Annotated in this window: 16 protein-coding genes, 1 pseudogene and 1 riboswitch; of the genes and pseudogenes, 2 read left to right on the forward strand and 15 right to left on the reverse strand. The window is 73.5% G+C overall.

Going from position 1 to position 12,127, the window contains the following annotated elements:
- Nucleotides 1-487: 487 nt before the first annotated feature.
- Nucleotides 488-604, forward strand: a riboswitch (SAM riboswitch).
- A gap of 22 nt (nucleotides 605-626) precedes the next feature.
- A complete protein-coding gene (locus ACPPVO_RS03440) occupies nucleotides 627-1,844 on the forward strand; it encodes an aminotransferase class V-fold PLP-dependent enzyme (protein ID WP_426514519.1) in 1,218 nt (405 codons plus the stop codon).
- Between the two features lie 346 nt (nucleotides 1,845-2,190).
- Here the strand turns inward: ACPPVO_RS03440 and ACPPVO_RS03445 are convergent, their stop codons facing one another.
- From ACPPVO_RS03445 to mtfM, 11 genes and pseudogenes are all read right to left on the reverse strand, one after another.
- A complete protein-coding gene (locus ACPPVO_RS03445; RefSeq protein WP_426509850.1) occupies nucleotides 2,191-2,928 on the reverse strand; it encodes an alanyl-tRNA editing protein in 738 nt (245 codons plus the stop codon).
- Nucleotides 2,929-3,065: 137 nt separating this feature from the next.
- Nucleotides 3,066-3,956, reverse strand: coding sequence for an alpha/beta fold hydrolase (locus ACPPVO_RS03450; protein ID WP_426509851.1), 891 nt, complete (start codon nucleotides 3,954-3,956; stop codon nucleotides 3,066-3,068).
- A complete protein-coding gene (locus tag ACPPVO_RS03455; protein WP_360382028.1) occupies nucleotides 3,953-4,279 on the reverse strand; it encodes a DUF2516 family protein in 327 nt (108 codons plus the stop codon). Before ACPPVO_RS03455 ends, ACPPVO_RS03450 begins: the two co-directional genes overlap by 4 nt.
- A 68-nt stretch (nucleotides 4,280-4,347) precedes the next feature.
- Nucleotides 4,348-4,821: a hypothetical protein gene (locus ACPPVO_RS03460; RefSeq protein WP_426509852.1), complete on the reverse strand. Its 474-nt coding sequence runs from the start codon at nucleotides 4,819-4,821 to the stop codon at nucleotides 4,348-4,350.
- A gap of 100 nt (nucleotides 4,822-4,921) precedes the next feature.
- Nucleotides 4,922-5,267: pseudogene (locus ACPPVO_RS03465) on the reverse strand (helix-turn-helix domain-containing protein); the annotation flags it as partial.
- An 80-nt stretch (nucleotides 5,268-5,347) separates the two neighbouring features.
- Complete coding sequence (locus tag ACPPVO_RS03470) at nucleotides 5,348-6,295, reverse strand: asparaginase (protein WP_426509853.1); 948 nt, start codon at nucleotides 6,293-6,295, stop codon at nucleotides 5,348-5,350.
- Nucleotides 6,288-7,121 (reverse strand): 3-keto-5-aminohexanoate cleavage protein, encoded by an 834-nt coding sequence (locus ACPPVO_RS03475; RefSeq protein ID WP_426509854.1) that lies wholly within the window; start codon nucleotides 7,119-7,121, stop codon nucleotides 6,288-6,290. The genes ACPPVO_RS03470 and ACPPVO_RS03475 overlap by 8 nt, the downstream gene beginning before the upstream one ends.
- A gap of 13 nt (nucleotides 7,122-7,134) precedes the next feature.
- Entirely contained in the window at nucleotides 7,135-8,199 is a 1,065-nt protein-coding gene (locus tag ACPPVO_RS03480) for a YgfZ/GcvT domain-containing protein (protein WP_426509855.1), read from the reverse strand.
- Nucleotides 8,193-8,603, reverse strand: a complete 411-nt coding sequence (locus ACPPVO_RS03485; protein WP_426514520.1) for a Fur family transcriptional regulator — start codon at nucleotides 8,601-8,603, stop codon at nucleotides 8,193-8,195. Before ACPPVO_RS03485 ends, ACPPVO_RS03480 begins: the two co-directional genes overlap by 7 nt.
- Before the next feature lie 25 nt (nucleotides 8,604-8,628).
- Nucleotides 8,629-9,213 carry an FABP family protein gene (locus ACPPVO_RS03490; RefSeq protein WP_426509856.1) on the reverse strand — a complete coding sequence of 195 codons (585 nt, stop codon included), beginning with the start codon at nucleotides 9,211-9,213 and terminating at the stop codon, nucleotides 8,629-8,631.
- The gene (gene mtfM, locus ACPPVO_RS03495) at nucleotides 9,210-9,314 is read right to left on the reverse strand and encodes a small membrane protein MtfM (protein ID WP_350612303.1); all 105 of its coding nucleotides are present in this window, start codon (nucleotides 9,312-9,314) and stop codon (nucleotides 9,210-9,212) included. Before mtfM ends, ACPPVO_RS03490 begins: the two co-directional genes overlap by 4 nt.
- Nucleotides 9,315-9,326: 12 nt before the next feature.
- Here mtfM and ACPPVO_RS03500 point away from each other — a divergent pair, with 12 nt between their 5' ends.
- Nucleotides 9,327-9,701 carry a DsrE family protein gene (locus tag ACPPVO_RS03500; protein ID WP_426509857.1) on the forward strand — a complete coding sequence of 125 codons (375 nt, stop codon included), beginning with the start codon at nucleotides 9,327-9,329 and terminating at the stop codon, nucleotides 9,699-9,701.
- 36 nt (nucleotides 9,702-9,737) lie between these two features.
- Here the strand turns inward: ACPPVO_RS03500 and ACPPVO_RS03505 are convergent, their stop codons facing one another.
- The 4 genes from ACPPVO_RS03505 to ACPPVO_RS03520 form a co-directional block, all read right to left on the reverse strand.
- Entirely contained in the window at nucleotides 9,738-10,523 is a 786-nt protein-coding gene (locus ACPPVO_RS03505) for a hypothetical protein (RefSeq protein WP_426509858.1), read from the reverse strand.
- 78 nt (nucleotides 10,524-10,601) lie between these two features.
- The gene (locus tag ACPPVO_RS03510) at nucleotides 10,602-10,910 is read right to left on the reverse strand and encodes a DUF1416 domain-containing protein (protein WP_426509859.1); all 309 of its coding nucleotides are present in this window, start codon (nucleotides 10,908-10,910) and stop codon (nucleotides 10,602-10,604) included.
- A gap of 31 nt (nucleotides 10,911-10,941) precedes the next feature.
- On the reverse strand, nucleotides 10,942-11,796 hold the full coding sequence (locus ACPPVO_RS03515) for a sulfurtransferase (RefSeq protein ID WP_426509860.1): 855 nt from the start codon (nucleotides 11,794-11,796) through the stop codon (nucleotides 10,942-10,944).
- A 212-nt stretch (nucleotides 11,797-12,008) separates the two neighbouring features.
- Nucleotides 12,009-12,101 (reverse strand): Ms5788A family Cys-rich leader peptide, encoded by a 93-nt coding sequence (locus tag ACPPVO_RS03520; protein ID WP_426509861.1) that lies wholly within the window; start codon nucleotides 12,099-12,101, stop codon nucleotides 12,009-12,011.
- Nucleotides 12,102-12,127: the final 26 nt, after the last annotated feature.

The following is a 12,127-nucleotide window of genomic DNA, read 5'->3' on the forward strand; positions in this document are numbered from 1 at the left end:
GGCTGCACGGGTGGCGGCCCTGACGCGGGCGGCTGGCCCGGCGGGCCCCAGGCGGGTGGCGGCCCTGACGCGGGCGGTTGGCCCGGCTGGCCCCAGGCGGGTGGCGGCCCTGACGCGGGCGGTTGGCCCGGCTGGCCCCATGCCGGCGGCGGCCCCGAAGCGGGCGGCTGGCCCGGGTGACCCCACGCGGCCGGCGGGCCCCATGCGGCCGGCGGCCCCGACGCGGGTGGCTGCCCCGGCTCGTTCCACGCCGGCGGTCCCGAGGCGGGCTGGGCGGCGGGTGGTCCCGAGGCGGGCTGGGCGGCGGGCGGGGCCGACGCGGGCGAACCCCAGTCGGAGGGCGTCGACGCAGCGCCCGGCGCGGTCCAGGGGGCCGCGCCCGAGGTCGGGGCGGCCGGCGGCCCCGACGCGGGCTCGGGCGAGGACGGCGTCCCATTCGGCGGGAGTTCGCTCATGGGGCAACTTTATCCGCGGTACCGTCGGGACAGGTCATGAGTGCCAGCGCACAGCCCCGGCTTGCTGGCCGGCAACCCTCGCGTTCGCGGCGGGGTGCCCCGGGTGATGACACGGTCCGGCACGCGGTGTGTCCGGGCAAGCGCGAGCGGAGGGGTCTACCCGTGTCCGAAATTCTCACGCCCGGCGAGGTCAAGCTGTCCGACGGCCGGTCCGTCGACTTCGCCAACCTCGACATCGCCGCGACCGCGCCGTGCCTTCGGGTCGTCGCGGACACAGTCGCCGAACTGCTGCCCTACTACGGCAGCGTCCACCGCGGCGCGGGCGCGCTGTCCGAGCGGTGCACGCGCGAGTACGAGCAGGCGCGCGAGACCGTCGCCGATGTCCTCGGCCACGGGCCCGGCGACACGGTGATCTTCACGCGCAACACCACGGACGCGTTCAACCTGCTCGCGCGGGCGGTCCCGGCGGACACCACGGTCGTCACGTTCGACGCCGAGCACCACGCCAACCTCCTGCCCTGGCGCGACACGATCCGGCTGGCGGCGCCCCGGTCGCCGGAGGAGGCCGTCGAGGCGCTGGACTCGTGTCTGTACCGCCGGCAGAACCCCAACGCCCTCGTCAGCGTCACCGCGGCGAGCAACGTGACCGGCGAGGTGTGGCCGGTGGAGCGGCTGGCCGAGGTCGCGCACCGCCACGGTGCCCGCATCGCCGTCGACGCCGCCCAGCTGGCCCCGCACGCGCCCGGGCGGCTCGCCGGCCTCGGCGCGGACTACATCGCGTTCTCGGGGCACAAGCTCTACGCGCCGTTCGGGGCGGGCGTCCTCGCCGGGCGGGCGGACTGGCTGGACGCGGCCGAACCGTACCTGGCCGGCGGCGGCGCCAGCGCCCACGTCGCCGACGACGGCACGACACGCTGGGCCACCGGTCCGGCGCGCCACGAGGCCGGCACCCCGAACCTCATCGGCGCGGTCGCGCTCGCCACCGCGCTGCGCACCCTGCACCACCGCGACCTCGCGGCGACCGAGCAGGCGCTGCTGCACCGGCTGCGTACCGGCCTGGCCGCGCTGCCGCACGTGGAGGAGCTGCGCCTCTTCCCGGCCGCCGCGGAGCGGGTCGGCATCGTCTCCTTCACCGTGCCCGGCCGCGACCCGGGCGAGCTCGCCACGACCCTCGGCCGCGACCACGGCATCGGGGTGCGCGCGGGCCTGTTCTGCGCGCACCCGCTGACCCGCCGCCTGCTGTCCGAGGCCACGACCCGGCTCACGGGTACACCCGAAACAACCGGGGCGGCCGGGTGCGAGCCGGGCGCCGACCAGGCGATCCGGGCCAGCTTCGGGATCGGCACCACCGAGGGGCACATCGACCGCCTGCTGGCCGCGCTCCGATAATCCGGCATATACGAAATATCCGATAAGTCGCGGCGCGAAGCGCCCGACTTATCGGCGACCGGGCGCAAGCGTCAGACCTTTGGCCGCGCGCGGAGTGCGGTCGGACGTGCGCAGGGGAAGGCGCGGCCTGGCGTTGTATGTGCGAGGTGCGGCCTGGCGTTGCGCAGGCGAAGGCGCGGTCCGGCGTTGCGTGTGCGACGGCGCGGCCTGGCGTTGCGTGTGCGATGGCGCGGCCTGGCGTTGCGCAGGCGAAGGCGCGGTCCGGCGTTGCGCGTGCGACGGCGCGGCCTGGCGTTGCGCCCGGAGTCGGCTTCGGAGTGGGTGCGACAGCGCCCGGCGGTCGGGGTCAGTCGGAGAGGCGTACGCGGACTCGGCGGTTGGCCTTGCCCTTGCTCTCCACCTTCACGACCTGCAGGCGGCCGATCTGCGCCGTCGACGCGACATGCGTGCCCCCGTCCGCCTGGGTGTCCAGGCCGATGATGTCGACGATGCGGATCTCCTGCTCCTCGGCCGGGATCAGGTTCGACTGGGTGCGGATGATGTCGGGCAGGGCCAGGGCCTCCTCGCGCCCGAGCACCTTCGTCACCACCTTGCGGTCGGCGATCACCTCGGCGTTCACCAGCTCCTCGAGGCGCGCCTTGAAGTCCGGCGGTACCTCCGGCAGGTTGAAGTCCATGCGCGCCTCGGCCGGCTCCATCGAGCCGCCCGTCACCAGGGCGCCGAAGTCGCGGAACACGACCCCGCACAGCACGTGCAGGCCCGAGTGGGTGCGCATGAGCTTGGTGCGCCGGTCGTCCTCGACCGCGCCGGTCACCTCGGTGTCCACCGGGGGGAGCGGGTCGCCCTCGACGGGCAGGAGGTACAGGTCGTCGGCCTTGCGCGTGCCGGCGATCCGTGTCTGGACGCCCTGCCAGAGCAGGACGCCGTGGTCCGGGGGCTGGCCGCCCCCGCCCGGGTAGAACGCCGAACGGTCCAGCACGATCCCGTCCTCGGCCGACGCGTGCAGGACCTTGGCGGTCCATTCGCGCAGCGTCGGGTCGGCGAGGTCGAGCCGGTACGTGCGGCCGTGATGTGTGACACCCATGAAAACCGACTATATGCGGCGGGTCGGCCCCGCCCAGCACCACGAAGTAGTCATGCAATACAGAATCTGTCGGGGGCCGTTCTGATACGCGTCACCGGCTCGGCCGTTCGGTCACTCCTGGTGGGCCGATCGAGGGGTCAGGCGTTCAGGAAGTCCGAGATCCGGCTGCGCAGGTCGGCGCGCTGGGTCCACAGGATGCCGGGGCGGTCGTAGATGTGCAGGTCGGCCTTTGGCAAGGCGGCGGCGAGCTGCTCGGCGACGACGGACGGGTGCAGGTCGTCGCCGCGGCAGCCGATCACCAGGCACCGGGCGCTCACCGCGGCCAGGCCGGCGCGGTCGTCGAGGGCGGCCTGCTCGGGCAGGCCGGCCAGGCCAGCGGCGAGGCCGTCGCGCATGAGCTGGTCGAGCCGCTGGCGCAGGAACGCCCAGACCGGCGGGGAGTTGCGCAGCTGGGCCGGGACCTCCTGGGCGATCACGTCGGCCACGGCGGCGGCGTCGCCGACCTCGATCGCGCTCAGCAGGGCGGTCAGCCGCTCGTGGGCGGCGGCCGGGCGGGGGGTGTCGAGCACGGCGGGCAGGAAGAACACGACCCGCTCGAAGCGGCCGGGGTTGTCCGCGAGGAGCCGGGTCAGCGCCCCGGCGCCCAGGCTCACGCCGAGGGCCCGGGTGGCGCCGGCGAGGTCGGCGATCGCGCGCAGGTCGCGGGCCAGGTCGAGGTAGGTCCACGTGCCCCCGGGCGCCGCCGACTGCCCGTGGCCGCGGAACTGGAAGAACACCTTGCGGCCCCGCACGGCGCTGCCCAGCGGGCGGGTCTCGGCGATCCCGCTGCCGAGGCCGTGCGCGAACACCGTCACCGGGTCGCCCTCGCCGGTCACCAGCTGCTCCAGCTCGACGCCGTGCGGCGTGGCGATCAGCTCGGTGGGCGGGGCGGGGAGGGTGGGGCGGCCGGTCTGCGGGCCCCGGGTCACGGGCGGCCGGAACCGGTCGGGGCGCCCGTCCGGCGGGGGCGGCCAGCGGAAGTCCATCACCAGGAGCCGTGGCCGTCGACCGCGTCGCGCAGAGCGGGGCGGATGTCGAGCAGGTACACCGCGAAGATCCCGGCCGCGATGAGCGAGAAGATGCCGAGGTAGCCCAGCTGGAGGTTGGGCGAGATCGCGGTGAGCAGCTCGCCGCCGCCGATCAGGGCCAGCCAGATCGACTTCGACATGGTGCCGATCGCCGGGAAGGCGTCGGTGCGTTGCACCACGCAGTGCAGGAAGGCGGCGGCCCCGAGCACCAGGCAGAAGATCCACACCGTGATGGAAATGTAGTTCTCGACCTGGGCGTAGAAGATCGGGACGGCACTCACCATGCAACGAGCTTAAGCCGAAGCCCTCCGGCCCGTGTACGACGGTGCCGGAGGGCTTCGCAGAATCGGTGTTACTTCTTCGGGGCGGCCTTCTTCGCCGCGGTCTTCTTGGCCGCGGCCGTGGCCGCAGTGGCGGGAGTGGCCGGCGCGGCGGGCTCCTCGACCGTGGTGACCTCGGCGGTCACGGCCTTGTGGGCCGGCTCGAGCTCGACCCGGGCCTCGGCGGTGCGGGCGGTGCTGACGACCTTCTCGCCGCGGGCGACGAGCTCGGTGTAGACGGCCAGGGCCCGGTCCTGCGCGATCTGGGCGCCCTGCTGGGCGTTGGCCAGCAGGTTCGCGGCGTTGCGGCGCGCGGCGCCCCGCAGCCGGTCGAGGTTGGTGTCGGCGACGGCCGGACGCAGCTCCTCGACCCGGGCGCGCAGCTGGGCGACCTGCTCCGGCAGCTTGCGCAGCTGCTGGTAGGCGAGGTCACCGGCGCCCGCGGCGGCGTAGAGCGGCGTGGGGATCTTGCGCGTGGTGCTCTTCGTGGTGGTTTCGGTGGTCACTGCGACTCCTCGTGGGAACGTGTCGGCTCGGCGTCGGGCGCTTCGTGCGTCGCGCCAGGCTGTTCGGCGCCATCGGTACCCCGGACGGCTTCGTCGGCCGGGGCCGGGTTGTTCCGCGCGTTCTCCCGGCGGAACGTTTCGTAGATCTGGGTGAGCGACTGCTTCTGGGCCACGGTGAGATCACTGTCCGCGGCGATCGCGGCCAGCACGTCGTGCCCCTCGCGCTCGAGCAGCCCGGCCCGCAGGTACATCAGCGGGGTCGAAACCCGCAGTGCCCCGGCGAGCTGAGCCAGGACCTCGGCGCTGGGTTTCCGCAGGCCGCGTTCGATCTGGCTCAGGTACGGGTTGCTCACTCCGGCCTGCTCAGCGAGCTGCCGGAGCGAGATGCGCGCGTTGCGGCGCAGGTCACGGATGAACCCACCCAGGTCGCGCGGCTCTTCGGTCACGCTTACCGACGGTAGCGCGGGGTGCTAGCTGTTGCAAGCAAAACGCTAGCTCCCGTTAGCGTGAACCCGGTCACCGCCGCTCACCACACCGAGCGAACCACGCCCACCTCGCGGCCGCCGCCGAAAACCGGAACCTGGCCCGGGAGGTTCACCCCGAGGCGCGCGAACCCCGCCGCGAGCACCGGCAGCCGCGCCCGCATCCCGCCGTCGTCGATCTTGAGTGCGACCGCGCCGACGCCGGGCAGCGCGGCCGCCGCGACCCCCTCGGCGCCGCCCTTGAGCAGCAGCCCCGGCACCGCGCGCATCAGGCGCGTATCGTCCTCGCCCGGGTCGTCGCCGGAGACCAGCAGCGGGTACCGCCGCATCGCATCGGCCACCGCACGCTCCCCGCTGCCCTCGGGCGCGCTCACCAGCCGCAGGAACGCCCCGGCCAGCCCGCGCAGCGAGAACGCGTACACCGGCGCGCCGCAGCCGTCGACCCCGGTCGCCCGGATCGGCTCCCCGGCCAGCTCCTCGACGGTGGCGGCCAGGCGCTGCTGGAGCGGGTGGGCCGGGTCCAGGTAGGTCTCGAGGGGCCAGTCGTTGGCCTTGGCGGTGCGCAGCATCCCGGCGTGCTTGCCCGAGCAGTTCATGAAGACCCGCTCGCGGCGGTGCCCGGCCCGGACCACGGCGTCGCGGGCGTCCTCGGCGAGGGGGTAGTCCGGCGGGCACCGGAGGTCGTCCGCCGTGATGCCCGACTTGTCGAGGATCTCCCGTACGCCGGAGATGTGCGCGTCCTGCCCGCGGTGGCTCGCCGCGACCAGCGCGAGATCCGGGCCGGCGAGGTCGAGCCCCGCGCGCAGCATCCCGACCGCCTGCAGCGGCTTCACCGAGGAGCGCGGGAACACCGCGCCGAGCACGTCGCCGGCCCAGGCCGCGACCTCCCTGTGGGCGTCGAGCACGACGACGGACCCGTGGTGGCGGCTCTCCACGAACTCGCTGCGCACGACCTCGGCGAGCAGCTCCCCGCCCGCGTAAAGGTCAGACACGGTCGATCCCCAGCGTGGTGCGGGCCTCGGCGGCGCTCATCGGGGGCCGCTGGGCGAGCCGGGCGAACCCGCTCGCCCGGGCCACGAGCTGGGCGTTGCTCTCCACCGGCCGGCCCTTGGCGTAGGTGACCGTGTCCTCCATCCCGACGCGCAGGTGCCCGCCCGCGGCGAGCGAGGCCAGCAGCACCGGCAGGGAGGAGCGGCCGATGCCGGTCGCCGAGAACGTGGTGCCCGCGGGCAGGTCCCGCAGCGCGGCCTCGCAGGCGGCGAGCGCGGCGACGGTGCCGGGCATTCCGCCGGGTACCCCCATCACGAGGTCGACGTGCACATGGCCGCCGGCGGGCAGGCCGTGCTTGTCCAGCAGCCGCGCGAGGGTGGCGAGCTGGCCGAGGTCGAAGATCTCGTACTCGGGGACGATGCCCCGCTCCTGCATCCGGGTGTGCAGCTCGACGACGAACGCCCAGCGGTTGAGGAACACGTCGTCGCCGAAGTTGACGGTGCCCATGGTGCAGGAGGCCATGTCGGGCCGGGCGTCGAGCACCCGCAGGCGGTCGGCCTCGGGGTCGGTCACCGCGCCGCCGGTGGACAGCTGCACGACGAGGCCGGTCGCCTCGCGCAGCGCGGCCACGGCGTCCTTGAGCCGGCCGAGGTCCAGCGTCGGCTCCGCGTCGTCGTCGCGGAGGTGGACGTGGATCACGCTCGCCCCGACCGCCTCGCAGTCCCGTGCCGTCGTCACCAGTTCGTCCAGCGTCACGGGCAGCGCCGGCACGTCCGTTTTGCGGGTCTCCGCACCGGTCGGGGCCACCGTGATCAACGTCGTCGTCATCACGACGATGAGGTTACGGCTCCGGGTCGATGCGGGCCGCGGAAGGCCCCACACGCAGGGCGGAGTCGGGGGTCAGGTTCTGCTTCACCACGGCCAGGGCGATCATCCCCAGCTCGTGGTGGCGCACCGCCGTGCCCACGAAGCCGACGGGCCGTTCGCCGCCCTCCAGCAGCACCGGCGTGTGCCGGGCCGGGAGCTCGTCGGTGGTGATCCCGTCCAGGTGCAGCAGCGCCAGCTTGCGCGGCGGCCGGCCCAGGTGGTGCACGCGGGCGATCGTCTCCTGGCCGCGGTAGCAGCCCTTCTCCAGGTGCACGGCCGGCCCGGTCCAGCCGACCTCGGCCGGGAGCGTCTTGTGGTCGGTCTCGAACCCGGCCCGGGGCCGGCGGGCCGCGACCCGCAGGGCCTCGAACGCCCAGATGCCGGCCATCGGCAGCCCGAGGTCCTCGACCATCTCCGGCACGACCGGGCGGGGGACGAGCAGATCGGCGCCGTACGGCATCCGGCGCGCCCAGCCGCCCTGGGCGAGGCGACCGGCGGCGTAGACGGCCGTCGGGCGCGGCGGGACGGAGCCGGTGGCGAACTTCGCCTCCGGTACCGAGAGCAGGTCGGGCGGCAGCAGCGGCCCGACGCCGAGGGAGATGAGCACCTCGTCGGTCTGCGGCCCGACGATCGACAGCAGCGCCCAGTCCGCGGTCACCTCGGCCGGCTCGACCCGCATCAGGAAGCGCATCCGCTCCAGGAACCCCAGCAGCCCGGGCGCGTCGCCGGTGTCGAGCCAGGTGGTCTCGCCGTCGTCGGTGAGCACCGCGTGGTGCTCGACGTGCCCGTGCGGCGAGAGCACGAGCAGCTCCGAGCCGGTCCACGGGGCCAGCCCGGCGAGGTGCTGGGTGGTGAGGCTGTGCAGCCAGCCGAGCCGGTCGGCGCCCGGCACGCCCAGCACGCCCGTGTGCGAGCGGTCGACCAGGCCCGCGGCGGTGTCGAGGAGACGCTGCTCACGCGCCGGGTCGCCGTAGTGCGCCACGGCGCCGGCGTCGGGGTCGTTCGGATCGAGGGCGGCGACCGGTACTGCGCTCAGCATGTTGCTCCCTTACTCGTCCCGCATTCGGTGCACAGCCCGAACAGCGCCACGTGCCCGATGTCCAGGCGGAACCCGCGGCTCTCCAGCAGTTCGCCGGCGAGCTGGTCGAGGACCGGCGACGGCAGCTCCCGCACGGAGCCGCAGCCCCGGCACACCAGGTGGGCGTGCTGGTGCTCGTCGACCGCGTGGTAGGTGGGGGCGCCGTGCGACAGGTGCGCGTGCGTGATCAGCTCCAGCTCCTCCAGGAGCTCGAGCGTGCGGTACACGGTGGTGATGTTGACCCCGGCGGCCTTACCCGCCACCTCGGCATGGATCTGGTCCGGGGTGGCGTGGCGCAGCCGGTAGACCGCCTCGAGCACGAGCTGCCGCGGCGCGGTCAGTCGTAACCCGCGCGACCGGAGCATCTCCGCGAGGTCCACGGGACTAAATCTAGCCCGCTACCCGCTCCAGACGCGCGGACAGGTGTACCTGGAGGGGCTGGCCGACCGCGGCCATGTCGAAGGTGTACAACAGCGCGCCCTCGACGATCCCGTAGAGGCGCTGCCCGCCGCGCACCTCCTTGGCGGTGCCGGTGCGCCCGACGCCGTCCGTGGCCATCTGCCACTGGGTGGTGGAGCGGGACTGCCCGGTGTACAACTCGACGATCCCGGTCGGCGCGGACACCAGCACCTCGAGCTCGTCGGTGGCCTTGCCGTCCACGATCACCGGCCGCCACCAGCCCACCTCGCGGTGCGACGGCCGCACCGGGTTCGCGTCGGCGTCGATGATCCACGAGCGCGACTCGTAGAACAGGAACGGCCGCCCGTCGTGGCTGAACCGGACCTCCTGGCCGTAGTGGAAGCCTTCGATCGTGGGGTAGTCGCCCTGGCCGCGCCCGCGCCAGACGCCCACGAGCGGCAGCAGCCCCAGCAGGGCCGGGTGCAGGTCCGGCCCCGATCGCAGGTCGTGCGTCTCCTCGTATGGATACTCACCGACCTGGGCGAGCCCCGCCCACGGCGGCTGCACATCAGTCACCAACGCCCCCTCGACACCCGAACCGCAAGGTAGACGAGCCCGCCCGCCAGCGCGCCCATCCCGGCCACCAGCAGGCTCACGAACCCGATCTCCGTAACCATCACCGGAATTCTATGCTGCGAAGCATGGCCCGTTCTCTCGTCGTCAAGGCAACCGCCGGATCTGATGCCCCGGAGCGCTGCTCCCAGGCCTTCACCGTGGCCGCGACCGCCGTCGCCGGCGGCGTGCCGACCTCGCTGTGGCTCACCGGCGAGTCGGCGTGGTTCGCCGTGCCGGGCCGCGCGGCCGAGTTCGACCTGCCGCACGCGGCGCCGCTGCCCGACCTGCTGGAGGCGATCCTCGCCGGGGGCACGGTGACGGTGTGCACGCAGTGCGCCGCGCGCCGCGGCATCGGCCCGGAGGACCTCCTGCCGGGGATTCGCATCGCGGGGGCGGCGGCGTTCGTCGAGGAGGCGCTCGCGGAGGGCGCGCAGGCGCTCGTGTACTGAGGCCTCGTGTACTGAGGCCTCAGGTACAAGGCCCGGTCAGCAGCCCGCGGACGAGCTCACCACGAGCGTGTCGCCGTCCTTGCGCAGCGCGACCCCCGCGGACCCGGCCCGGTAGGCGAAGACCTTCGCCGTGTCGAGCACCACCGCCGAGGCCGGGACGGTGCCCCGCGCCGCCGCGCCGTCGCCGGTGGTCACGGCCTCCACGGTCCACAGCGCCCCGCAGGCCGGCGAGGTGAGCCGGTGCGTGCGCCACTGCGAGGCGGGCTTGCCCAGCGTGTCGAGCACGGCCTGCACCGGCGCCCGGTTCGCGTCCTGCGACTGCGGCGTGGCCTCCGTGACCGCCGCCTTCTGCACCCGGCACCCGGTGTCGGCGCTGAAGCGCAGCACGCCGGGCTCGGTCACCGAGCCCCGCACGGCCACGAAGTTGCCGGCGTCGGCGGTGAGCAGGTCGGTCGTGCCGCTGTGGGCCACGTTCGGCTCGTACGCGGCCGGGAGCGCCGACTTCACGCGGTCGAGCGCGGCCGCTTCGGAGCCCTGCTTGACGTACACCATCAGCTCCCGGTTGAAACGGGTGCCCTCACGTGCCGAGGTCACCCGGCAGCTCACCTCGGTGCGCCGGTACCCGCCGAGCGCGGCCACCGACGCGGCCGGGTCGAGCGCGGCGTAGATCCGCCCGAGCGCGGTGTCGACGGTCGGCAGGGCGTCGGCGATCGTGGTCTGCTCGCGGGCGGTGGGCGGGTCGCTGGAGTACGAGTACAGCGCGAACCCGGCGACGACCACGGCCCACGCGACGACCCCGGTGACGATCCAGCGACGCTTCACGGCGGTCATCCTCGCAGCCACATAGTGAGACGCCGCCCGCCGGGTTGATCCCGGCGAGCGGCGTCACGTCCGAGCGCGTCAGCCGACGGTGACGGCGACCTCGTTGAGGCCGCGGTTCGCGGCGAGCGTCGCGTCGCCGTTGCCCTGGCGGGACAGGGCGCGCAGCGTCCAGTTGCCCGGGGCGGCGAAGAAGCGGAACTGCCCGGCCGGCGAGGTGACGACCTCGGCCGTGAACTCGCCGGTGGAGTCGAGCAGGCGCACGTACGCGCCGCCGACCGGGTCGGCGCCGGAGCGCACGACGCCGGTGATGACGGTCTCCTTCTCCACGTCGACGGACGCGGGCAGCGGGGCGCTCTGGTCGGGCGCGGCGCAGCTGTCAGTGCTCATGATTCGGGATTCCTCTCTGTCTTGGCCCGGATTAGTTGGCACTGCCGGGCTCGTCGCCCAGCGCCACCGGCACGCCGACCAGCGAGCCGTACTCGGTCCACGAACCGTCGTAGTTGCGCACGTCGGAGTGGCCGAGGATCTCCTTGAGCACGAACCAGGTGTGCGAGGAGCGCTCGCCGATGCGGCAGTACGCGATCGTCGCCTTGCTGTCGTCGAGCCCGGCGGCGCCGTAGATCGAGCGCAGGTCGTCGTCGGACTTGAAGGTGCCGTCCTCGTTCGCGGCCTTGCTCCACGGCACCGAGATCGCGGTCGGGATGTGGCCCGGGCGCTGCGCCTGCTCCTGCGGGAGGTGCGCCGGGGCCAGGAGGCGGCCGGCGAACTCGTCGGGGGAGCGGACGTCGACCAGGTTCTGCACGCCGATCGCCTTCACGGCGTCGTCGCGGAACGCGCGGATCGACAGGTCCTGGTCGTGCACGGCGACGTAGTTGGTCGCGGGGCGGTCGACCTCGTCCTTGTTCAGCGGGCGGGCGTCGAGCTCCCACTTCTTGCGGCCGCCGTCGAGCAGCTTCACGTCGCCGTGGCCGTAGAGCTTGAAGTACCAGTACGCGTAGGCGGCGAACCAGTTGTTGTTGCCGCCGTAGAGCACGACCTTGTCGTCGTTGCCGATGCCCTTGGCGGACAGGAGCGCCTCGAACTGCTGCTTGTTGACGAAGTCCCGGCGCACCGGGTCCTGCAGGTCGGTCTTCCAGTTGATGCGCACGGCGCCGGGGATGTGGCCGCCGTCGTACGCGGTCGTGTCCTCGTCGACCTCGACGAACACGACGCCGGGGGTCTCGATGTTCTGCTCGGCCCAGTCGGCCGTGACCAGGGCGGATTCGCGACTCATGGGTGTTCTCTCTCCCAGGAACGAGTGGTGGGTTCGAGTCGTCACACGGGCATGCAGCCGCGCGCGACCCGAGGGGGACGGATCACGGTTTCGGCGATGAGTCTGTCGGAATGCCCGCGGAAATATGCCGAAATCGGCTCGCCGGCCAGACCCATCGGTCTGGGGCGCCGCTGCCTCGAGCCGTTACTAGAGCACGCTGCAGGGCCGCACCACTAGGGGCGGCAACACAGGCACGTGGTCACGCGGCAAAGGTCGACCGCGCGGCGCTTCGTGAGCAGCATGCTCATAGTCCCGGAGCCTAGCATTGCCGAGCGTGCAGGCCCAGGGTCCG

This window comes from Dactylosporangium sp. McL0621 (genome assembly GCF_049995355.1).
GTDB lineage: Bacteria > Actinomycetota > Actinomycetes > Mycobacteriales > Micromonosporaceae > Dactylosporangium.